The organism is Streptomyces himastatinicus ATCC 53653, assembly GCF_000158915.1.
Lineage (GTDB): Bacteria > Actinomycetota > Actinomycetes > Streptomycetales > Streptomycetaceae > Streptomyces > Streptomyces himastatinicus.
The window spans coordinates 3,413,002-3,433,708 of sequence record NZ_GG657754.1; the positions used below are offsets into that span (position 1 = coordinate 3,413,002).

The 20,707-nt window shown below is 69.9% G+C and carries 20 protein-coding genes and 2 pseudogenes; 8 read left to right on the forward strand and 14 right to left on the reverse strand.

What is annotated here, in order from left to right; translation table 11 throughout:
- Nucleotides 1-121: 121 nt before the first annotated feature.
- Together SSOG_RS13830 and SSOG_RS13835 are read right to left on the reverse strand one after the other, a co-directional pair.
- Entirely contained in the window at nt 122-649 is a 528-nt protein-coding gene (locus SSOG_RS13830) for an LOG family protein (RefSeq protein ID WP_039941055.1), read from the reverse strand.
- Between the two features lie 10 nt (nt 650-659).
- On the reverse strand, nt 660-956 hold the full coding sequence (locus tag SSOG_RS13835) for a hypothetical protein (RefSeq protein ID WP_039937514.1): 297 nt from the start codon (nt 954-956) through the stop codon (nt 660-662).
- Nucleotides 957-1,001: 45 nt separating this feature from the next.
- On the opposite strand from SSOG_RS13835, the gene SSOG_RS13840 reads away from it, so the two are divergent.
- The 5 genes from SSOG_RS13840 (at nt 1,002) to SSOG_RS13860 (ending at nt 4,030) form a co-directional block, all read left to right on the forward strand.
- Complete coding sequence (locus tag SSOG_RS13840; protein WP_009714846.1) at nt 1,002-1,877, forward strand: helix-turn-helix domain-containing protein; 876 nt, start codon at nt 1,002-1,004, stop codon at nt 1,875-1,877.
- Entirely contained in the window at nt 1,874-2,125 is a 252-nt protein-coding gene (locus tag SSOG_RS13845; RefSeq protein ID WP_009714847.1) for a DUF397 domain-containing protein, read from the forward strand. Before SSOG_RS13840 ends, SSOG_RS13845 begins: the two co-directional genes overlap by 4 nt.
- Before the next feature lie 286 nt (nt 2,126-2,411).
- Nucleotides 2,412-3,230, forward strand: a complete 819-nt coding sequence (locus SSOG_RS13850) for an aminotransferase-like domain-containing protein (protein ID WP_009714848.1) — start codon at nt 2,412-2,414, stop codon at nt 3,228-3,230.
- A 99-nt stretch (nt 3,231-3,329) separates the two neighbouring features.
- The gene (locus SSOG_RS13855) at nt 3,330-3,770 is read left to right on the forward strand and encodes a hypothetical protein (RefSeq protein ID WP_009714849.1); all 441 of its coding nucleotides are present in this window, start codon (nt 3,330-3,332) and stop codon (nt 3,768-3,770) included.
- Entirely contained in the window at nt 3,767-4,030 is a 264-nt protein-coding gene (locus SSOG_RS13860; RefSeq protein WP_009714850.1) for a hypothetical protein, read from the forward strand. The genes SSOG_RS13855 and SSOG_RS13860 overlap by 4 nt, the downstream gene beginning before the upstream one ends.
- An 80-nt stretch (nt 4,031-4,110) precedes the next feature.
- Here SSOG_RS13860 and SSOG_RS13865 read toward each other — a convergent pair whose 3' ends face one another.
- The 4 genes from SSOG_RS13865 to SSOG_RS13880 form a co-directional block, all read right to left on the reverse strand.
- Entirely contained in the window at nt 4,111-5,835 is a 1,725-nt protein-coding gene (locus tag SSOG_RS13865; protein ID WP_281048195.1) for a glycine/sarcosine N-methyltransferase, read from the reverse strand.
- A gap of 204 nt (nt 5,836-6,039) precedes the next feature.
- Nucleotides 6,040-6,783 (reverse strand): hypothetical protein, encoded by a 744-nt coding sequence (locus SSOG_RS13870; RefSeq protein WP_106516395.1) that lies wholly within the window; start codon nt 6,781-6,783, stop codon nt 6,040-6,042.
- A gap of 649 nt (nt 6,784-7,432) precedes the next feature.
- Nucleotides 7,433-8,599 carry a tRNA 2-thiouridine(34) synthase MnmA gene (gene mnmA, locus SSOG_RS13875; RefSeq protein WP_050799856.1) on the reverse strand — a complete coding sequence of 389 codons (1,167 nt, stop codon included), beginning with the start codon at nt 8,597-8,599 and terminating at the stop codon, nt 7,433-7,435.
- Nucleotides 8,600-8,650: 51 nt separating this feature from the next.
- Complete coding sequence (locus tag SSOG_RS13880) at nt 8,651-9,562, reverse strand: TIGR03619 family F420-dependent LLM class oxidoreductase (RefSeq protein ID WP_009714855.1); 912 nt, start codon at nt 9,560-9,562, stop codon at nt 8,651-8,653.
- Between the two features lie 145 nt (nt 9,563-9,707).
- Between SSOG_RS13880 and SSOG_RS13885 the strand changes: the two genes are divergently transcribed.
- Nucleotides 9,708-10,376, forward strand: a complete 669-nt coding sequence (locus tag SSOG_RS13885; RefSeq protein WP_009714856.1) for an N-acetylmuramoyl-L-alanine amidase — start codon at nt 9,708-9,710, stop codon at nt 10,374-10,376.
- Between the two features lie 28 nt (nt 10,377-10,404).
- On the opposite strand, the gene SSOG_RS13890 is transcribed toward SSOG_RS13885, so the two are convergent.
- Nucleotides 10,405-11,757, reverse strand: a complete 1,353-nt coding sequence (locus SSOG_RS13890; protein WP_009714857.1) for a PQQ-binding-like beta-propeller repeat protein — start codon at nt 11,755-11,757, stop codon at nt 10,405-10,407.
- 192 nt (nt 11,758-11,949) lie between these two features.
- Nucleotides 11,950-13,118: pseudogene (locus tag SSOG_RS13895) on the reverse strand (cysteine desulfurase family protein).
- 120 nt (nt 13,119-13,238) lie between these two features.
- Between SSOG_RS13895 and SSOG_RS13900 the strand changes: the two are divergent.
- Entirely contained in the window at nt 13,239-14,093 is an 855-nt protein-coding gene (locus SSOG_RS13900) for an alpha/beta fold hydrolase (protein WP_009714859.1), read from the forward strand.
- A 960-nt stretch (nt 14,094-15,053) separates the two neighbouring features.
- Here SSOG_RS13900 and SSOG_RS13905 read toward each other — a convergent pair.
- Genes SSOG_RS13905 through SSOG_RS13930 form a run of 6 tightly spaced genes read right to left on the reverse strand, consistent with a single transcriptional unit; the run spans nt 15,054 to nt 20,180 of the window.
- The gene (locus SSOG_RS13905; protein WP_009714860.1) at nt 15,054-15,929 is read right to left on the reverse strand and encodes an SRPBCC family protein; all 876 of its coding nucleotides are present in this window, start codon (nt 15,927-15,929) and stop codon (nt 15,054-15,056) included.
- Complete coding sequence (locus SSOG_RS13910; protein WP_009714861.1) at nt 15,926-16,258, reverse strand: ArsR/SmtB family transcription factor; 333 nt, start codon at nt 16,256-16,258, stop codon at nt 15,926-15,928. Before SSOG_RS13910 ends, SSOG_RS13905 begins: the two co-directional genes overlap by 4 nt.
- A 49-nt stretch (nt 16,259-16,307) precedes the next feature.
- Nucleotides 16,308-16,967 (reverse strand): trimeric intracellular cation channel family protein, encoded by a 660-nt coding sequence (locus tag SSOG_RS13915; protein ID WP_009714862.1) that lies wholly within the window; start codon nt 16,965-16,967, stop codon nt 16,308-16,310.
- A 41-nt stretch (nt 16,968-17,008) separates the two neighbouring features.
- Nucleotides 17,009-18,079, reverse strand: coding sequence for an ABC transporter ATP-binding protein (locus SSOG_RS13920; protein ID WP_039937523.1), 1,071 nt, complete (start codon nt 18,077-18,079; stop codon nt 17,009-17,011).
- 20 nt (nt 18,080-18,099) lie between these two features.
- The gene (locus SSOG_RS13925; protein ID WP_009714864.1) at nt 18,100-19,209 is read right to left on the reverse strand and encodes an ABC transporter ATP-binding protein; all 1,110 of its coding nucleotides are present in this window, start codon (nt 19,207-19,209) and stop codon (nt 18,100-18,102) included.
- A complete protein-coding gene (locus tag SSOG_RS13930; RefSeq protein WP_039941059.1) occupies nt 19,206-20,180 on the reverse strand; it encodes an ABC transporter permease in 975 nt (324 codons plus the stop codon). The genes SSOG_RS13925 and SSOG_RS13930 overlap by 4 nt, the downstream gene beginning before the upstream one ends.
- A 43-nt stretch (nt 20,181-20,223) precedes the next feature.
- Between SSOG_RS13930 and SSOG_RS13935 the strand changes: the two are divergent.
- Nucleotides 20,224-20,707: pseudogene (locus tag SSOG_RS13935) on the forward strand (glycine betaine ABC transporter substrate-binding protein); the annotation flags it as partial.

Here is a 20,707-nt window from a genome sequence, read left to right on the forward strand (position 1 = left end):
CCAGATCGCCGTCTTACGCTCTCTGGTGCGGAAAACCCACATGAGACAGCCTATGGCGCGGCTACTGGATGTGCCAGAACAACGTCAGCCGAGCTCGATGCACGTGCCGTCGACAGCCGCGTCAGACGGCTTCGAGGTACGTCATGGCCTCCACGCCGTTCTCCGCGAAGTGCACCAGCTCGCTGAGCGGGCGCGGCAGGAAGCCTTCCGCTTCCATCCGCTGGAACTGCTGCTTCAGCCCGTCGTAGAACCCCGCCGCGTTCAGCAGCACGACCGGCTTGATGTGCAGTCCGTGCTTCTTCAGCTCCAGGATCTCTGTCGCCTCGTCCAGCGTCCCGGTCCCGCCCACCATGATCACGACCGCGTCGGCCCGGGCGAGGAGCTGCGCCTTGCGCTCGGCGAGATCCTTGGTGACCACCATCTCGTCGGCGCTCCCCCGGGCCCGTTCCGCCAGGAACTCCACCGAGACCCCGACCAGCCGCCCGCCGTGCTCCTGCACCCCGTCGGCCATGACCTTCATCAGCCCGACGTCCGACCCACCCCACACCAGGGTGTGCCCGCCCTTGCCGATCAGCTCGGCGAACTCCCGGGCGGGGGCGGTGTAGCGGTCGTCGAGGTCGGCGGCGGAGCAGAAGACGCAGATGTTCATGGCGATCACTCTACGAGCCGGATCGGACACCTTCGTGGCTCCGCGCCACACGGATCGCGTCGTGCAGCGCCTCGGCGAGGCGGGCGGAGAGGAAGCGGAACTCGCCGAGCGGGACTTTGGGGTCGGCGAGCATCGCGCGGGCGTGGGTCAGCAGTTCGTCTCCGGTGGAGAGCTGCATGTCCTCGACCTCGTCCGCCAGGGCGGCCACGGGGCCGTCGCCATCGGTGGACAGATAACAGGGGCGGCCGTCGGGAGTCGTCCAGGGTAGCAAGCGGAGACCGGTCGTTGGGGTGACTTCGCGTGACATGTGCCTACTGTCACAGGTCGCGTCTAGCCTGGTCACAGAATCGACGTGACGGTGCGTGACATCGCCGCGACGGTGCGATCTGTGCGATGGGGAGGGTTCGCTTTGACCCAGCGGAAGAAGAAGCCGTCACCGGCCGCGAGGGTGTTCGGTGCGCAGTCCCGCATGATGCGGGAACGGCTCGGATGGACGATGAAGGACCTGGAGAAGCGGGTCCCTTACACCGAATCGATGATCGCCAAGGTGGAGCGCGGCGAGCGGGTGCCGAAGCCGCCGTATGTGGTGGCGGTGGATGAGGCGCTGGCAGCGCAGGGGCTGTTGATGGAGGCGGCCAAGCTGCTGTGGCAGGACGGGCCGTTCGAATGGGCCCATGAGTACATGGACTTGCAGGCCCACGCCCTAGCACTGCACTTCTACTCGACCCATGTGTTCCCTGGGTTGCTCCAGACCGAGGGTTTCGCACGGGCGGTGTTCCGGTCCCTGCGCCCCAGTCTGGACGACGAGGAAGTGGAGCAGGCCGTCCAAAGGCGACTGGCGACGCAACAACTGCTGAGCCGCAAGCCTGCGCCCAGGTTGCACTTCGTGCTGGAGGAAGCCGTCCTACGGAAGCCGCTGGGCGGCAACGAGGTGTGGCAAGCGCAGTTGCAGCACGTGCTGGAGTGCGCTGCGCTCCACAACCTTCAGCTTCAGGTCATGCCCAACTCGCGAGAGACCAATGCGGGTGTCGATGGCCCCTTCGTGCTGCTGGAGACGCCGAACCACTGCACGATCGCCTATGTCGAAGGCCAACGCGGTAGCTACTTCCTGCCGGACCCCGATGACGTCAGCGCGCTCAGCCACGCCTATGGCACGATCCAGTCGCAAGCCTTGGACCCCGAAGCATCGGTGGCCTTCATCAAGCGACTGTTGGCGGGAGACCAATGAGAAGCGAACTGACCTGGTTCAAGAGCAGCTACAGCGGCGGCTCTGGGGAGGCATGCGTCGAAGTCGCCGTCGAATGGCACAAGTCCAGCTACAGCGGTGCCGAAGGCGAGGCATGTGTCGAGATCGCCGCGTGCCCCGACGCCGTACACGTCCGCGACTCCAAGGACACCGCGATACCGGCCCTCACCGTCACCGCCCCCGCCTGGGCATCCTTCGTCGGCTTCGCGGCCCGACAGCCGATCGCATAGCGCAGCCGAACCGCGCGCTCCACCGGTTGCCGGGTGACCGACAGCCGGTGGGGTGGAGCCAGGTGCCGGGGAGCCGACCGCCGGTGGGGCCGCGCCCTACCTAAGAACCCCGGAAAAGAACTCCCACCCACCCCACCCAACTCATCACCCCATCGGGTGACTTGGGCGCGCATATGCCAAAGGTCGGGTTAGTCTCGCCGCAACAACCGCACACAGACGTCGGCCCCCGCCGGGACTGCCATCCCGAAACGAGGGCCTGACCAACTAGGAAGACGAACCCTTCCCGATGGCTGACTCGCAGTCTAGTGCGCCCCTGCGCGCTCGCGCCGACGCTCCCGCGTCCGGCGTCATTCACGTCCGCACCCGGCACACCGCCAACTTCACCGTGCTCTCCAACCGGCTCGCCCAGCGGGCGGGCAGTGCGGTGACCGTCGGCGTCGCCGCGTACATCCTGTCGCTGCCCGACGGCGCCTCCATCCGCATCGACGCGCTCTGCGCCCACTTCAAGGAAGGCAGGGCCCGGATCTCCGCCGCGCTCAACGAGCTGGAGACGGAGGGCTGGCTGGAGCGGCGGGTCGAGCGGGGGCCGGGCGGGCGGATCGTCACCCGTACGTTCGTGTACGACGCGCCGGGCGCTACGGAGCGCGATGTGCCGTGCCCGGCCGAGGCGCCCGCCGTCCAAGACGTCGCCGGGCCGGAGCCGGAACCGGGGCCGAAAGCGGGTGCCGCGCCCGATCCCCGCGCCGCCGCCGTCCTCGGCTCCCTGCGCCACCGCGACCGGCGGCTCGTGCTGTCCGAGCGGGAGACCGCCGCGCTGGCTCCGGCCGTCGCGGAATGGCTCGACCGTGGGGTCGGTCCGTACGAGATCGCCGAGGCGCTGACCTCCGGGCTCCCCGACCGCATCGACCGCCGTCCGGCGCGGCTGCTCGCCTACCGCCTGGCCGCCCTGCGGCCGCCGGAGCCTGCCGCCACCATCCCGACGCCGGCCCGTCCGCACCCCTTCCAGGACTGCGACGGCTGCGACCGTCCCTTCCGCGCGCCCCGCCCCGGCCGCTGCCGCGACTGCCGAGACTCGGCGCCCGCCCCGGCGCCGCTCGCCGCTTGACCCTGAACCAAGGCTTCAGCCTGAAAGAGGTACGACCGCATGACACATACAACGGCGGTGCCCCGCGCTCTGCCGCCTCGGAAGGATCACGATGCCCCCGTGCGACGCCACCTGCTGGGACAGCAGGGCACCGGTAGGCTGGAGCGGTCCGACGAGCGAGGGGATGCCTTCCGCATGAGCAGCCAACCTGTGAATCACGACGGGCCGATCATGCCGATGCCGGCGCTCACGCTCCCCGCTCTGCGCGCTGCGGTCGCCAGCCTGGCGCCCGGCAAGCTGTCGGAGCTGATCGCCGAGATGCAGCAGGCATTCGACCGCGCCGGTCAAGACGGCAACACTGCGCCTATCCGCCTGTTCTACCGCCGTTGGGCCACCTTCGTCGCCATCGAGAGAATCCCGGAGCGGGCAGCTCGCATGCATGCTGCGGAGCAGCTTCTGCACGTCAGCGACAGCGCGGATGAACGGCAAGCGGCGATCCACGAGATCGGGAGCATCGTGCGGGCCGCGGAGCGCGAAGTCGAAGCGCTGGAGACCGGGTGAGCGACTGGACGTGGGAATACATTTCCCACGATCTCGGCGAGAGCCTGCCTGCCCCCGTCCGAGCAGAGGTTGAGCGAATAGCGGCCGAGCTGGCCGTGGTCAACTCCATGGTGTACCTGGAAGGGGCCGCCTACCAGGGCCTGTCACCAGGGCTGCGGGTCGAGTACGGGAATGCCACCGACGGAGCGCACGTCATGCTGAGCTTTCTGACCGATGTGCGTGGAGAACGCATTGTTATCGTCAGCGTGCAATCACTCTGACAACTGGCACCGACCTACAGGCGGCCGGTGACGGGCGCGTGCCCGCCACCGGCCGTTACCGGGTTACCGGAGGGATCGGGCTACCGGGTGAAGTGGAAGATTCCCCACGTCACATGGTTGCTCTTACCGCCCTCGACCCAGTTGGTGAGACCTTTCTTCATGTGGGCGAGGTAGTCGGCGCTGATGTGTTCCGACAGGCCCTGGTCCTCCTGACGGCGGGTCTCCTCCAGGACCCGGCCGTAGTGCGTGACCAGGTGTTCGCGCAGCTCCTCGAAGCCGCCGCCGACCTCGGTGAAGCCGAGGCGGGCCAGTTCGTGGCGGTAGAAGTCCGGGGAGCCCATGGTGTCGAGGTGGATGCGGTCCAGGATGGGCCGCAGGGTGTCGGTCGGGCAGCCGTCCGCCGCCATGGGGTCGGTGAAGATGATCTGACCGCCGGGGCGCAGGACGCGGGCGGCCTCCTCCAGCGGGCGGCGGCGGTTGCCGCTGTGCAGGAACGCATCCTGGGACCAGATGACGTCGACGCTGTTGTCCGGCAGCGGGATGGACTCGAAGGAGCCGTCCAGCACCTCGATGGTGTCGCCGAGCCCGCGCTCTGCGTTGATCGCACGGTGCCGCTCGTTCTCGACCTCGCTGAGGTTGAGGGCGGTGACGTGGCAGCCGTACGTCTCGGCGAGATAGCGCGCGGAGCCGCCGAAGCCCGCTCCGAGGTCCAGGACACGGGAGTCCGGCGTGAGGTCGAGGCGGCCTGCCATGCGGGCGACGGTGCGCCTGCTGGCCTCGGCGATCGGCTCGTCGGGCCGGTCGTACACGCCGATGTGGATGTCTTCGCCGCCCCAGACGCGCCAGTAGAACTCGTCGGCGTCCGTGGAGTTGTAGTAGTCGCGGGCGGTACCGACGGCCGGGGAGTATTCCGCGGCAGTCTCGTCGGTCGCGATGTACGCCTTCTCCGCGACGTGGATGAAGAAGTCGGGCTGCTCCTCCCGGTAGGTGTGCTGGAAGTCGCCGTAGGTCTCGATCCGCTGGAAGCCGACCTCTTCCATGAGCCGGCGCGTGTAGTCCTTGCGCAGCGGAAACATGTTGAGGTGGTAGACGGATTCGTCGGGGAAGCTGTAGCGCATACGGCACAGCCCCTCGTCGACGTGCTCCGGCTCGACTGCGACGTCCTCCCCGCAGTAGTAGAACACGTGCTTGCTGGAGTAGCCCTGATCGAGCATGGCGTCGTAGTTGCGGTGGTCGAGGATCAGGACGCCGTCATGCTTGAGCATCGCGTAGAACTCGGCGAGGGCCTTGCGGCGGTCACGCTCCGAGAAGAGGTGCGTGAAGGAATTGCCGAGGCAGACGATGGCGTCGTACGGGCCGTGAACGTCGCGGTTGAGCCAGCGCCAGTCGGCCTGGACGACGCGGAGGATGTGCTCGCCGTGCTTGAGCCCGTTGTCGAACGCCTGGGCGAGCATCTCGGCGCTTCCATCGACGCTCGCGGTCTCGAACCCGGCTTCCAGGAGCCGCACGGAATGAAAGCCGGTCCCCGTGGCCACATCGAGGACCTTTTTTACGCCACGCTCCCGAAGGAGGTCGATGAAGAACGTGCCCTCACTCTCTGCTCGCTTTTCCCAGTCGATCAGTGAGTCCCATTTTTCAACGAAGCTTGGTACGTACTCCTCGGTGTAGTGATCGGTGTCCCTGACCTCGAATGGATTGTCTCCGAATTTCTGGACCGATCGCGCAGAAATAACGAAACCTCCGGTGCTGAGACAGCGGACGACGGCACCCGTGTCCGGATGTGCGCCTCCCCGAACTCCCGTGATCTATGCCACCTGCGACGCCAAATTGTATGTAAATACAAAGCAACACAGACTGGCCAATCCGGAATACACCGTTTCATGCTGTTTTTGGTGTTTCTTTGCGCTAAAGGCGGACGTATCCGCAGCGGCGTCAGCCGGGATCGGCGGCGAGTCGTAGCTCATGGCGGAACGCGTTCCCCATCATGCACCGTGAGTGCTCCCCACTCCTCAGCGGGATGACCGTGTACCCGGGAAGAGCTCGACGCGCACACTGTCGTCGTCGGCAATGACGTAGGTGGGGTCGGTGCGGTGGCGCCAGCCCAGGGGCAGCAGGTAGTAGCGCTGGTCCCGTTCGACGAGCAGCCGCAGCCGACTGTAGCGATACCGGTAGTGGCGCCCCTTGCCCAGGTCCTCGACCAGCGGGCCCGGCGGCCCGGACATGCTGAGGCGGTCCGTGCTGAGCACCACGACCGCCGTGCGGCGGACCAGTTGCTCCTCGGCGTCCTCGGCCGCCCGTCTGCCCTGCTGGCTCGCGGCCATGCCGACCGCCCAGACGAGCATCAGCCCCGCGACGGCGGCGCCGAGCCCGCGGCGCCAGGAGGGGGCGGTCGCGGTGTGCCCGAGCAGCAGACCGCACGCCACGACGAGGGGCGCGGTCCAGCCGTAGGGCTGGACGTACGGCCACAGGGCCATCAAGCAGACTCCCGCGAGCACGATCAGCGGATGCCGCCGGGCCAGCAGACCCCCGGCCTGCCGCAGATGCCGGATGGCCCGCGCGGGCACCCCTGATGAGACCAGGAGCCTCGGCATTTCGGGCAGGATCACCGCCAGGGCCATGGATATGAGCACCGGCATGGTGATGAGTTGCAGGCTCTTGAGGGCGATGTCGGTGAAGCTCAGCCCGAGAGAGAGGGACCGCAGACGGAAATAGGAATAGTAGGCGCTGTTGTACATCGCGCCCGCGTAGAACATGAGGGCCGTGAAAACCGACCCCGTGGCGACGACCGTGTTGGCCCATTCAAGGGACCCGGTACTCCGGGGTTCCGGTGACCCGGTGCGCGTCACGACGGGCTATGAGGCCGGTGGCAAGGACGTCGGACCGGGATAACCGCTGTCCGAACCGCTCGGGTTCCCGGCGCCGGCGGATTCCTCGATGGGAGGCTGACCCCCGTTGCAGTCCGGACCCGTTTCGCACGCGGGCCCGGTGGGCTCCTCCACGGTGGGCTGGGCGCTGGGGTCGTACGGGTCGTCCTTGCCGGTGTCGGACGGCGGCGGTGCCACCGGCGGCACTCCGGGGTCCCCCTCGCCGGTATCGCTCGAAGCACCGGCCTCCGTTGCACCGGACTCGGGGACGCCCTCCTCGGACTCCCCCGTCTCCCCGGCGTTCGACGACGCCAAAGCGCTCCCGGGCGCGGCGGACGACGCGGCCGGGGAGGGCGGCCCCGGTCTGTCCGGCTCCGAACGCGCACAGCCGCCGATCATGACAGCGGTCAGTGCGAGGAAGAGCATCGTGTGCGCGGTGCGCCGTCGAGACCCCACAGCATCCCCCCTGGACGTCCAACGTCATACTTTAGGGGAATTCTGGGCGCCAAAACAGTGCGGAACGGACACGGCTCCGGCGTTACGCCTGCTGTACGGCCGGGCGGGAGCGCTCCGTCGCCGCGATGGTCGCCGAGCCCACGACGCGGGTGCCGTCGTACAGGACGATCGCCTGGCCGGGGGCCACTCCGCGGACCGGCTCGGCGAAGGAAACCCGCAGCTCACCGCCGTCGGCGCCGCCGACCGGTTCGGCCGTCACCTCGGTCTCGCCGCCGTGGGCGCGCAGTTGGGCGGTGTAGGTGCCGGGGCCTGTGGGGGCGGCGCCGCACCAGCGGGGCTTGATGGCGGTGAGCGCCGAGACGTCCAGGGCCTCGACGGGGCCGACGGTGACCGTGTTGTTCACCGGGGAGATGTCCAGCACGTACCGCGGCTTGCCGTCGGCCGCCGGGTGGCCGATGCGCAGCCCCTTGCGCTGGCCGATGGTGAAGCCGTACGCGCCCTCGTGGGTGCCGAGCTTCTGGCCGCCCTCGTCCACGATGTCGCCCTCGGCGGTGCCGAGATGGCGGGAGAGGAAGCCCTGGGTGTCGCCGTCCGCGATGAAGCAGATGTCATGGCTGTCGGGCTTCTTGGCGACGGCGAGGCCCCGCCGCTCGGCCTCGGCGCGGATCTCGTCCTTGGTGGTCAGCGTGTCACCGAGAGGGAACATGGCGTGGGCGAGCTGGCGCTCGTCCAGGACGCCGAGCACGTACGACTGGTCCTTGGCCATGTCGCTGGCGCGGTGCAGCTCCAGAACGCCGTTGTCGTCGCGGACGACCGTGGCGTAGTGGCCGGTGCACACGGCGTCGAAGCCGAGCGCGAGCGCCTTGTCCAGCAGCGCGGCGAACTTGATCTTCTCGTTGCAGCGCAGGCAGGGGTTGGGGGTGCGGCCCGCCTCGTACTCGGCGATGAAGTCCTCGACCACGTCCTCGCGGAACCGCTCGGCCAGGTCCCACACGTAGAACGGGATGCCGATCACATCGGCGGCCCGGCGGGCGTCGCGCGAGTCCTCGATCGTGCAGCAGCCGCGCGCGCCGGTGCGGAAGGACTGCGGGTTGGCGGAGAGCGCGAGGTGGACGCCGGTCACATCGTGGCCCGCCTCGGCCGCCCGCGCGGCGGCGACCGCCGAGTCCACGCCGCCGGACATGGCGGCGAGAACGCGCAGGCGACGGCCGTCGCGGGGACCTGTGGGCGCACCGGGGAAGTCAGTCATAACCCAGCCAGCATAATTCGCTCGGCGGGGAACGAATAACGGGTTAGGCGCTCAGCTCGCGCGGGCCCGATCCAGCACGCGTTGCGCCAGGTCAAGGGCCTGATCGACATCCTTGGCGAGATAGGACAGCTCCACGAAGCAGTGCCCGACGCCCGCCTCACGCTCCGCCCGTACGACCGTGGCCGCGATGTCCTCGACCGAGGCGTCCGCGTCGGGGTTGACCCGGAGGATCGCGTCGAAGCGGGCCGGATCCCGCCCCTCCCGTTCGACGGTCTCCCGCAGCCCGGCCAGGTTCTGGGCGAGGGCGGCGATGGAGTCGGTCCCGGCGTACTTCCGGCCGACGGGCGCGATGGGCAGCCAGCCGTCGGCGCGCCGGGCGACCCGGGTGAGGGCGGCGGGGGCGAAGGCGCCCAGGTAGACCGGCGGGTGGGGGCGGGCCGCGGGTTTGAGGTCGATGTGGCTGGCGGGCACGGTCCAGTGGGCGCCGTGGTACTCGACCGGGTTCCGGGTCCACCAGGCGGTGAGGACGTCCAGGCACTCGTCGAGGCGGCGGCCGCGCTCGGCCATGGGGATGCCCGTCGTCTCGTACTCCTCGGGCGACCAGCCGGTGCCGAGGCCGACCAGCAGCCGCCCCGCGCTCAGCAGGTCGATGCTGGTGAAGGAGCGGGCGAGCAGCGCGGGGGCGTACCAGGGCGCGTTGATGACGTTGGTGCCGAGCTGGACGCGTTCGGTGGCCGCGGCGGCGGTGGCCAGCAGGGCGAACGGGTCCAGGGCGGACCGGAATTCCGGTGGGATCACATCCGTACCGGCGTAGCCGACCTTCGGGTCGACGGGGGCGAGCAGCCGGTCGCCGACCCACAGGCTGTCCGCGCCGAGCGCTTCGGCCCCGCGTGCGAACCGTGCGGCGTGCTGCGGATGGTGGGCCAGCTCACCGAACTGGGGAAGAGTGAACCCGATGCGCATACGGCGGCTCCTCGTGGTGTACGTCGACCTCGTGGTGCCGGGCATCCTCGCCGTTAGTTCAATATTCAGCTACCCGTCGGCATACGGTTCGCGCCATGATCCGCTGCGGCGGAACCGCACGCACGGGTCCGCGCGTTGAGCCTGCGTGAGCGAAACCAACGGCGGCGTGCGCCGCCCTGTGAGCCGGCGCACTCTGCTGCTGGGCGGTACCGCGGCCGGTCTTGGCGCGGCCGGAATCGCCGGATACGCCGCGCGGGACGAGCTGCGGCGGATGTGGTGGCGCGTGCCGGGGGTGGAGCAGCCGCGCGAGGAGGGCGCGGTCGACCACCCCGGCGCGGACTGGGTGGCGGCTTCGGGGGCCAACTACCGGCGCGCCGACCGGCCGTACGACTACGCGGTGGACCGGGTGGTGATCCATGTCGTGCAGGGGTCCTACCAGGACGCGCTGAAGGTCTTCCGGGACCCCGGACACCGCGCCGCGGCGCACTATGTGGTGCGCCGCGACGGGCATATAGCGCAGACGGTCCGCGAGCTGGACGTGGCGTTCCACGCGGGCAACCGCTCGTACAACGAGCGCAGCGTCGGCATCGAGCACGAGGGGTTCGTCACCCGGCCCCAGGACTTCACGGACGCCATGTACCGGTCCTCGGCCCGGCTCACCGCCGCGATCTGCGAGCGCTACGGGATGGCGAGGGACCGCGAGCACATCGTGGCCCACTCGGAGGTGCCGGGCACCGACCACACCGACCCCGGCCGCCACTGGGACTGGGACCGCTATCTGGAGCTGGTGCGGGCGGTGCGGATCGCGAAATGAGCACGGATCGCGGGGTGAGCGCGGCCGCTTACGCGGTGCCGAAGACGACTGCGAGCGGACGGTCCTTGCTGTCGCTGGTGGGCCGCGTGGCCGTGTCGCTGCCGAGGTAGAGCTTCTTGTCGGCGAAGACCATCCGGGCGTCGCCGTAGGTCTCCAGGTCCGACTCCACGTCCTTCATGGCGTCGGGGTTCTTCTGGATCTGCGTGATCTCGAAGGTCTTGGGATCGATGCGCACGACCCCACCGGCCTCGCTGTACATGCTGCCCTGGTAGGCGATCAGCGAGCCGTCCTTCTCGGTGCTGATGGGGGTCAGCGACCTGCTCTCGGCCATCTTCGTCTTGCCGGTCTGCTTGCCGGTCTCGAAGTTCACGCCGGTGATCTTCTCGCCGGGGCCGCCGTCGTCCACGTCCACCTCGGAGGAGAGGTAGACCGTGCTGCTCTTCTTGTCGAGGGCCAGGTCCTTGCAGCCCTCCACGTTGACCGCGGGGCAGTCCGGCTGGAAGCCCTTGGCCAGGACGTCGATCGAGTTGACCAGCTTGCCCTGCTTGGCGCTGTCGTCGATGGTCAGGATGTCCGTGACGCTCGAACCGCCGTCGGAGTCGCCGGTGTCGGCGGCCACGACGAGGGGTTTGGTGGACAGCACGTGGGCGCGCTCGAACTCCCCGTCGAGCTTGTAGGACGACAGCACCTTCCGCGTGGTCGGATCCACGGTCTGGATCTCCAGCTTGTCGGTGCTGGACTCCACGCTGCTGCATCCGCGCAGCGCGACGAGCTTGCCGTCGCCGCCCGCGTAGCCGTCGTCGTCGCAGTCCGCGATGTACTCCGGCTTCCACAGCGGCTTGCCGTCGAGCGACCAGGCGCCGCCGCCGCTGGTGCCTCCGGCGGCGATGGTGTTCCCGCTGATCGTGACCTCGTCGAAGTCGACGCCGTCGTTGCCCTCGGTGTCCGTCCCCTCCTTCTGCCAGACCAGCTTGCCCTTGTTCAGGTCGACCAGACCGACCTGGGTGCATTCGGCGTCATCGCTCTTGCCGTCCTTGAACAGCACCGCGGTGCGGCCGTCCTCGGTGGTATGCGGCGAGGCCCAGCAGATTCCCCCGTCGAGTTCTATCGTCCAGTCGGTTTTGGCACCGTCCGGGGAATAACCGACGATCTTGTCGATATCACCCTTCACGAAATTATTGCCGGTCACCCACATACCCATGGAATCAGTGTCCTTGGTGACATTCGGCATGCTGACCTTGCCCAGCGTCTTCGCCTGGGCGCCCTGGGAGGACGAATCGCCGCCCTTCCCCCCGTCGTCGCTGTCCCCACATGCGGAAAGCAGCACGAGACCGCCCGCCACCAGGGCCGCCATGGCCAGTCGGCCCGAACGCTGCGACATCGATTCTCCCGTTTTCCCCGTTTAAGAGGCCCGTGCACTTTTCCGTGCATGCCGGGCCCGTTGACGGGGTAGATCTTTGCCGACCGCTCTTCGCGATTTCAAGCGGAGCTTGATGTTCCGTGGGTTATTTGAAATGGCCGGGAGAACAGCGGGAATTCTTCGGTTACTATTCGGTCAGCTGGGTGCCCTTGGCTAGCTGAGTCCCGCGCTGCGTGCCCGTTCCACGGCCGGGCCGATCGCCTCCGCCACCGCCTCGATATCGGCCTTGGTCGACGTATGGCCGAGCGAGAAGCGCAGGGTGCCGCGCGCCAGGTCCACGTCGGTGCCGGTGGCCAGCACGACATGGCTGGGCTGGGCGACCCCGGCGGTGCAGGCCGAGCCCGTCGAGCACTCGATGCCGTGCGCGTCCAGCAGCAGGAGCAGCGAGTCGCCCTCGCAGCCGGGGAAGGAGAAGTGGGCGTTGGCCGGGAGGCGCCCGGCCGGATCGGGGTCGCCGCCGAGGACCGCGTCGGGGACGGCGGTGCGGACGGCGGTGATGAGCGTGTCGCGCAGGGCGCCGATCTCGCGCGCGAACTCCTCGCGGTGCGCGGTGGCGTGCGCACCGGCCACGGCGAAGGACGCTATGGCGGGGGCGTCGAGGGTCCCGGAGCGCACCTGACGCTCCTGGCCACCGCCGTGCAGGACGGGCACGGGGGCGTACTCGCGGCCCAGCAGCAGCGCGCCGATGCCGTACGGGCCCCCTATCTTGTGGCCGCTGACGGTCATGGCGGACAGGCCCGAGGCGGTGAAGTCCACATCGAGCTGGCCGACCGCCTGGACCGCGTCGGCATGCAGCGGAATGGCGAACTCCGCAGCCACGTCGGCGAGTTCGCGCACCGGCTGGTTCTCCCGATCTCGTTGTTGGCCCACATGACGGTCGCGAGGTCGCTCCGCGGGGTCGCGGGCGATCGCCTCGCGCAGCGCGTCGGGGTGGACGCGCCCGTACGCGTCGACCGGCAGCCATTCGACCCGCGCGCCCTCGTGCTCAGGCGAGCCGAGTCGACCGCGTCGAGCACGGCGTGGTGCTCGACGGGGCTGGCGAGCACCCGGGTGCGGGCCGGGTCGGCGTCGCGGCGGGACCAGTAGAGCCCCTTGACGGCGAGGTTGTCGGCCTCGGTCCCGCCCGAGGTGAAGACGACCTCACTGGGGCGCGCACCCAGCGATTCGGCGAGGGATTCGCGGGACTCCTCGACGGTACGGCGGGCGCGCCGGCCGGCGGCGTGCAGCGAGGAGGCGTTGCCGGTGACGGCGAGCTGGGCGGTCATCGCCTGCACCGCCTCCGGAAGCATCGGGGTGGTGGCGGCGTGGTCGAGATAAACCATGGTGGGCTCGATTCTACGAGCCGTAGGGCTGGGCCGTACCGGGCGCGGGGGCGCGGAGTGCGCGCGGCCCCCTTTTTTCTTCGGTAAGGAGTGTCTAGAGTTTTACTCATGACAGCACTCATGACAGCAGCTGACTGGAAGCTGGACCGTACGTTTCGCAGTGCCTCTGGTGAGGTCCGCTGGGCCGCCCTCGGCGCGCCCGACGCCCCGCCGGTCGTGCTGCTGCACGGCACACCGTTCTCCTCGTACGTCTGGCGGGCCTTCGCCCGCGGGCTCGCCGACCGGTACCGGGTGTTCGTCTGGGACATGCCGGGTTATGGGGCGTCGGAGAAGAGGGCCGGCCAGGACGTTTCGCTCGCGGCTCAGGGGCGGGTCTTCGGCGAGCTGCTCGACCACTGGGGGCTGGCGGGGGCCGGGGCGGAACCGGCCGTCGTCGCGCATGACTTCGGGGGCTGCGTCGCGCTGCGCGCGCATCTGCTGCACGGTGCGCGCTACCGGCGGCTGGCCCTGGTCGATCCGGTCGCCCTGCCGCCCTTCGGCTCCGCCGGGTACCAGCTGTTCGGCCGCCACCCCGAGGTCTTCGAGCAGCTGCCGCCCGCGCTGCACCGGGCGCTGGTGCGGGAGTACGTCGGCTCTGTGGGCGGGCCGGGGCTGCATCCCGCGGTGTGGGAGCGGCTGGTCGAGCCGTGGTGCGGGGAGGAGGGGCAGCCCGCGTTCTATCGGCAGATCGCGCAGAACGATCAGCGGTTCATCGATGAGATCGAGGGGCGGTACGGGGAGGTTTCTGTGCCGGGGCCGGTGTTGGTGTGCTGGGGCACGGAGGATGCGTGGATTTCGGTCTCGCATGCGCATGAGTTGGGGGCGCGGATTCCGGGGGCGCGGGTGCGGTTGATCGAGGGGGCGGGGCATTTGGTGCAGGAGGATGCGCCTGCGGAGCTGATGGGTGCGGTGGCGGGGTTCCTCGCGGAGGGGTGAGCTGGCGCCTGCGGCGGGCTGCTCCCCCACCCCGCCCCTTCCCGCAGCATCCGATGTGCGGCTCCGCCGCGCGGCGGGGCTCCGCCCCGGACCCGGCGGGGCTCCGCCCCCAGACCCCCGCTTCGGGGGCTCCGCCCCCGTACCCCCGCCGGGGCTCCGCCCCGGACCCCGGTCCTCAAACGCCGGACGGGCTGGAATCTGGGCCCCGGCCCACGAACGCCGGACAGCTGGGTGGTGGACGCCGGTCCTCAAGCGCCGGACGGGCTGGGTGCTGGGGCTCAGTCCTCGACCCCCGGGCGCGCTGGGTGCTGGGCCCTGCGGCCCACGAACGCGGGACGGGGTGCTCGGCCTCGGACCTCGAACGCCGGACAGGCCAGAGTGGCGGGCCCCCAGTTCCCAAACGCCGGAGGGGTTCTGGGCCCTGGCCCACGAACGCCGGGCGGCTGGGGTAGCGGGCCCCGGGCCTCAAACGCCGGACCGGCTGGGCGCTGGGCCCCGACCCTCGGACGCCGGGCGGGCTGGGCCCCGACCCTCGGACGCCGGGCGGGCTGGGCCCCGGACCCTCGGACACCGAACCGGCCAGGCGCTGAGCCCCGGACCCTCGGACACCGAACCGGCCAGGCGCTGAGCCCCGGACCCCCCGGACACCGGACCGGCCAGGCGCTGGGCCCCGGGCCCTCGGAGGCCGGACCGGCCAGGCGCTGGGCCTCGGCCCACCACCGCCGGACGGGCTGCGTGCTGGCCTCGACCCTCGAACGCGGGACGGGGTGCTCGGCCGCTGTTCGGACACCGGACAGGCCGGGCGCTGGGCCCCGCTGCCCTCGGACACCGGACGGCCCAGGTGCTGGGCCCCGGTCCTCACACGCCAGGCGGGCCGGGTGCTGGGCCTCGCCCCTCGAATGCGGGATGGGGTTACTGGGCCCCGCCCCTCGGACGCCGGGCGGACTGGAAGCCTGGTCGTCACCCCCGCATGCGCAGCAGTTTGGCGGCCAGTAGGGCGATGTGGCGGCGCCAGGCCGTCAGGGCTTCCGTGCGGTCCTGGTCGGAGCCCGGGGGGCCGGTTTGGGTGAGGATGAGGCGGGCGCCGTGGCCGGTGCCCTGGGACAGCTCCCAGCGGACCTGGCCCGCGGGGTGTCCGGCGCGCTCCCAGTCGTAGGCGAGCGTGCGGGGCGCCTCGGCCTCGGTGATCGGGCCTGCCGGGACGCCGTCCGTGCGGAAGCCGAAAGGGACGGGGCCGCCGGCCGTGAGGCCCGCCGCGCCGGTCTGTCCGGCCAGGGCCTGCCACACCGTCTCGGCGGGGCGGACCAGCTGGCGCTCGAAGCGCAGCCGCCAGCCGCCGTCCTCGGTGGTCTCCACCGCGCCCTCGGCCAGGCCGAACGCCTCGACGTAGGACTCGTGCAGCTCGGCCATGTCGCCCGGGGTCGCCTTCTCGCCCTCGAGCAGCGCGGCGAGGGCGGTGATGCAGGCGTGCCAGCCGGAGGCGAAGCTCGCGGCGCCGAAGCGGTCGCCGAAGGTGTGGGTGAGGATCAGCAGACAGCCCTCGCCGTCGGGGTGCAGCTCCCAGCGGAGCTGGTCCTCGCCCCAGGTGAAGGCGAAGACATGGGGCGGGTCGAGTTCGGTGATCCGGCCTTCCATGTCCGGGGCTTCGCGGCCGGGGAAGACGAAGCCCATCCGGCCGCCGACCTTGAGGTCCACCTGAACCTGGGAGGGGAACCAGTGGGCCAGCTCGGCCGGGTCGGTCAGGGCCTGCCAGACCTTCTCCGGGGCGTGGGCGATCCGCCGCTCCAGGCGCAGGGCGGAGCGGCCGCCTCCGGTCTGGCTGAGGGTGTCCTTCATCGCGCTTCTCCGTCGTCAGGGACTTCGGGCATGGTGTCGAGGTGGCGTTCGAGCGCGTCGAGGCGGTCGGTCCACAGCCGCCGGTAGGGGGCGAGCCAGGCGTCGATCTCGGCCAGCGGCTCGGGGCACAGCTCGTACCACCGCCGCTGGGCGTCCCGGCGCACCCGCACCAACCCGGCCTCGCGCAGCACCCGCAGGTGCTTGGAGGTGCCGGGCTGGGTCAGCCCGAGCCGGTCGGTCAGCTCGCCGACCAGGCGGGGGCGCTCCAGGAGGAGGTCCAGGATCTGCCGTCTGCTCGGCTCCGCGAGCACGTCGAACGGTATGGGCATGAGCGCGAATATAGCTCGTGGGGTATATAGCCGCAAGGGAATACACGGCTCATATCTCCTCCGTCGCCGTGCTGCGCCGGTTCCACGCCCGCGGTGCCCGCCATCCGTACTTCATCGCCAGCAGCCGGACGGTGAACGCCACCACGGCCGCGAGCGCGCTGGTTGCCCCGGACAGCGCGTCGAAGTGGAGGAGCAGCGCCGCTATGGACGAGCCCACGATGGCGGGGACGGCGTACAGGTCCCGGTCCCAGCGCAGCAGCGAGGGCACCTCATGGGCGAGGACGTCGCGCAGCACACCGCCGCCGACCGCGGTCGCCATGCCGAGGGTGACGGACGCGGTGAGGCCGAGCCCGTGCTGATGCGCCTTCACGGTGCCCTCGACGCAGAACAGCCCGAGCCCCGCCGCGTCGAAGACGCCCACCGCCGCCGTGATCCGCTCGACCTGCGGATGCAGGAAGAAGACGAGCACGGTGGCGACGAGCGGGGTGAAGAAGTAGGAGAGGTCGACGAAGGCGGCGGGCGGCACCGCGCCGATCACCAGGTCCCGGAACACCCCGCCGCCCAGCGCGGTGGCCTCGGCGAGCACCGCCATGCCAAAGACATCGAAGTTCTTGCGCACCGCGAGCAGCGCGCCCGAGATCGCGAAGACGAAGATCCCGACGACCTCGAACGCGTGCTGGACGGACGGGGTGACCAGTTCGAAGAGCACCCGACATTGTTAAACGACGGGCCCGCCGCGCCCGCCCCGTCTCAGCTCTCGGTCTTCTTCGTCGCGCTCCGCACCGGTCCGGCGACCTGACCGGGTGCCTGGCCGGGAGCGTTCTCCGGGTGGTGGCAGGCCACCTGGTGGCCGGTGGCGAGCGCCACCAGCGGCGGTTCCTCCCGCTTGCACACCTCGGTCGCCTTCCAGCACCGGGTGTGGAAGCGGCAGCCGGACGGCGGCGAGATCGGCGAGGGCACATCGCCCTTGAGCAGGATCCGCTCGCGCCGGGCGCGCCGCCGGGGGTCCGGCACCGGCACCGCGGAGAGCAGCGCCGTGGTGTACGGGTGCATGGGGGTCTCGTACAGGGCCCGGCGGTCGGCCAGCTCGACGATCTTCCCGAGGTACATCACCGCGATCCGGTCCGAGACGTGCCGGATGACGGACAGGTCGTGGGCGATGATCACGTACGTCAGCCCCAGCTCGTCCTGGAGGTCGTCCAGCAGGTTGACCACCTGGGCCTGGATGGAGACGTCCAGCGCGGAGACCGGCTCGTCCGCCACGACCAGCTTGGGCTTGAGGGCGAGCGCCCGGGCGATGCCGATGCGCTGCCGCTGGCCGCCGGAGAACTCGTGCGGATAGCGGTTGTAGTGCTCGGGGTTGAGGCCGACCAGTGCCAGCAGCCGCTGCACCTCCGCCTTGATGCCGCCCTCCGGCGTGACACCCTGGAGCCGGAAGGGGGCGCCGACGATGGCGCCGACCGTATGCCGGGGGTTCAGCGAGGAGTACGGATCCTGGAAGATCATCTGGACGTCGCGGCGCATCGGTCGCATCGCGGCGGTGCCCAGGTGCGTGATGTCCTTGCCCTCGAACTCGATCTTCCCTGAGGTGGGTTCGAGCAGCCGGGTGATCAGCCGTCCCATGGTGGACTTGCCGCAGCCCGACTCGCCGACCACGCCCAGGGTCTCCCCCGGGCGCACGTCGAAGTCGAGGCCGTCGACCGCCTGCACCGCGCCGGTCTGCCGCTGCAACAGCCCCTTCTTGATGGGGAAGTGCTTGACCAGGCCGGACACCGTGAGCAGGGGCTCGGGCGTGGTCGTCGCCTGCTCCGGGACCGTCATTGTCGGATCCTTCGTGTCGGTCACAGCTTCGGCGCAATCTCTTCGGTCCAGATCCGCGTACGGTCCTCCTGCGCCATGTGACAGGCGGAGAAGTGACCACCGCCGCCCGGCACCCCGCGCAGCTCCGGCCGCTCGGTGCGGGTGATGCCGCCCTCGGGGACGTCCGCGTACGGGCAGCGCGGGTGGAAGGCGCAGCCGGACGGCACGTTGATCAGGCTGGGCGGGGAACCCTTGACCGGGATCAGCCGGTCCGTCTGGTCGCGGTCGATGCGGGGCATCGAACCGAGCAGCCCCCAGGTGTACGGGTGCTGGGGCTCGTAGAACACCTTCTCGGCGGGCCCGCGCTCGACGCACCGGCCCGCGTACATCACCAGCAGGTCGTCGGCGAGTTCGGCGACCACGCCGAGGTCGTGGGTGATGACGATGACCGCAGAGCCGAACTCCTTCTGGAGGTCCCGGATGAGGTCGAGGATCTGCGCCTGGACGGTGACGTCGAGGGCGGTGGTCGGCTCGTCGGCGATCAGCAGCTCGGGGTTGTTGACCAGCGACATCGCGATCATCGCGCGCTGGCGCATCCCGCCGGAGAACTCGTGGGGATAGCTGTCCACCCGCTTGTCCGGCTGCGGGATGCCCACCCGGTCGAGCATCTCGACCGCCCGCTTGCGGGCGACCTCCTTGGCGACCTCGTGGTGGACCTGGTACGCCTCGGTGATCTGGCGGCCGATCGTGTAGTACGGATGCAGCGCCGACAGCGGATCCTGGAAGATCATCGACATCTCGCGGCCGCGCAGCTTGCGCACCTCGTCGGGGTCGGCGCCCAGCAGCTCCTGCCCGTTCAGCCAGATCTCCCCGGAGATCCGGGCCTTGCGGCGGCCGTACTGCCCGGCGGTGTGCAGCCCCATGATGCCGAGCGAGGTGACGGACTTGCCGGAGCCGGACTCGCCGACGATGCCGAGGGTCTTGCCCTTCTCCAGCCGGAAGCTGAGTCCGTCCACGGACTTCACCAGGCCGTCGTCGGTCGGGAAGTGGACCCGCAGGTCGCGCACTTCGAGGAAGGCCGTCGGGGCGGGCGAACCGGCCTCGGCCACCTCCCCCACGGCGGCGGTGGCGGGCTTGTCGATGTCGGTCATCCGAGCCTCACTCGTGGGTCGATGACGGCGTACAGGAGGTCCACGACGAGGTTGGCGACCACGATGCACAACGCGGCGATCAGGGTGACGCCCAGGATGAGCGGAAGGTCCTTGTCGCTGATCGCGTTCACCGCGAGCCGCCCGAGGCCGGGCAGGTTGTACGTGCTCTCGGTGAGCACCGCGCCGCCGAGCAGCGCGCCCAGGTCCAGGCCGAGCAGGGTGAGGATGGGGGTCCAGGTGGAGCGCATCGCGTGCCGCCCGATGACCACCCGCTCCCGCAGCCCCTTGGCGCGGGCGGTGCGGATGTAGTCCTCGCCCATGATCTCCAGCATGGTGGCGCGGGTGAGCCGGGCGTACATGGCGGCGTAGAGGAAGGCGAGGGTGATCCACGGCAGGATCAGGCTCTCGAACCACTTGGCGGGGTCGTCGCCGAGCCCCTTGTAGTCCACGTCGACCCACTTCAGCTGGTAACTGAAGATCGCCAGCGAGAGCAGACCGGTGAAGTAGATCGGCAGCGAGACACCGGCGAGCGCGGCGGACATCGCCGTGCGGTCCCACAGGGTGCCCCGGCGCAGCGCGGAGAGGACGCCGGTGGCGATGCCGCCGACCAGCCACAGCGCACACGCGCCCGCGGCGAGCGAGAGGGTGACCGGCATGGCGTCGGTCAGCTGCGGCCATACCGCCTGCTCGGTGCGGAAGGAGTAGCCGAAGCAGGGCCTCGCGCAGTGGGTGACATCGGAGCCGTTGGCGTAGTCGCGGCCGGCGAACAGGCCCTCGACGAAGTGCCAGAACTGCACCAGGAGCGGATCGCTGAGCCCCAGCTTCGTCCTGATGCCCTCGATGGCCGCGGGGTCGGCCTGTTTGCCGACGAAGAGCAGCGCGGGGTCGGAACCGGCCCACTTCGGGATCACGAAGAAGATGGCGAAGGTCGTCAGGGTGACGACCAGCAGCATCATGACGACGGCGAACAAGCGCCGGATGACGTAAGCAAGCACTGTGCGCGGCCCGGTGGCGATGAAGAACTTCAAGCTGAGTGAGAAGCAGCTCACCAGCCTGGAGGCGGCCATCCAGGACGCCGGTAAGGGCAAGGAGCAGCAGGGCGTCCGCGCCTGGCTGAAGGACAACCCGGGGATCGCGAGCAAGCTCGCCCCGGTGCCCGGCGGCGCCGACCAGAAGGGCAAGGACGCGGGCGCCGCGCCGAAGATCGGCTACTTCCCGTGGGACGAGGACATCGCGACCACGTACCTGTGGAAGAACATCCTGGAGAAGCGCGGCTACAAGCCGTCGATCAAGCAGTACGACGTCGGCTCGATGTTCACCGGCATGAGCACCGGCCAGGTCGACGTCGAGTTCGACGGCTGGCTACCGGTCGCGCAGAAACAGTACTGGGACAGATACAAGAAGAATCTCGTCGACGTCGGGTCGTGGTACGACAAGACCTCTCTCGAGATCGCCGTCCCGTCGTACGTCAAGGACGTGAAGTCCCTGGCCGACCTCA

What these genes read in the sequence shown, in the direction of transcription:
- SSOG_RS13900 (WP_009714859.1), top strand. Translation starts at nt 13,239, where the DNA reads ATGACAGCAGCTGACTGGAAGCTGGACCGTACGTTTCGCAGTGCCTCT.
- SSOG_RS13850 (WP_009714848.1), top strand. Translation starts at nt 2,412, where the DNA reads ATGGCTGACTCGCAGTCTAGTGCGCCCCTGCGCGCTCGCGCCGACGCT.
- SSOG_RS13880 (WP_009714855.1), bottom strand. Translation starts at nt 9,562, where the DNA reads ATGCGCATCGGGTTCACTCTTCCCCAGTTCGGTGAGCTGGCCCACCAT.
- SSOG_RS13910 (WP_009714861.1), bottom strand. Translation starts at nt 16,258, where the DNA reads ATGCCCATACCGTTCGACGTGCTCGCGGAGCCGAGCAGACGGCAGATC.
- SSOG_RS13845 (WP_009714847.1), top strand. Translation starts at nt 1,874, where the DNA reads ATGAGAAGCGAACTGACCTGGTTCAAGAGCAGCTACAGCGGCGGCTCT.
- SSOG_RS13890 (WP_009714857.1), bottom strand. Translation starts at nt 11,757, where the DNA reads ATGTCGCAGCGTTCGGGCCGACTGGCCATGGCGGCCCTGGTGGCGGGC.
- SSOG_RS13920 (WP_039937523.1), bottom strand. Translation starts at nt 18,079, where the DNA reads ATGACGGTCCCGGAGCAGGCGACGACCACGCCCGAGCCCCTGCTCACG.
- SSOG_RS13835 (WP_039937514.1), bottom strand. Translation starts at nt 956, where the DNA reads ATGTCACGCGAAGTCACCCCAACGACCGGTCTCCGCTTGCTACCCTGG.
- SSOG_RS13905 (WP_009714860.1), bottom strand. Translation starts at nt 15,929, where the DNA reads ATGAAGGACACCCTCAGCCAGACCGGAGGCGGCCGCTCCGCCCTGCGC.
- SSOG_RS13830 (WP_039941055.1), bottom strand. Translation starts at nt 649, where the DNA reads ATGAACATCTGCGTCTTCTGCTCCGCCGCCGACCTCGACGACCGCTAC.
- SSOG_RS13870 (WP_106516395.1), bottom strand. Translation starts at nt 6,783, where the DNA reads ATGTTCTACGCGGGCGCGATGTACAACAGCGCCTACTATTCCTATTTC.
- mnmA (WP_050799856.1), bottom strand. Translation starts at nt 8,599, where the DNA reads ATGACTGACTTCCCCGGTGCGCCCACAGGTCCCCGCGACGGCCGTCGC.
- SSOG_RS13925 (WP_009714864.1), bottom strand. Translation starts at nt 19,209, where the DNA reads ATGACCGACATCGACAAGCCCGCCACCGCCGCCGTGGGGGAGGTGGCC.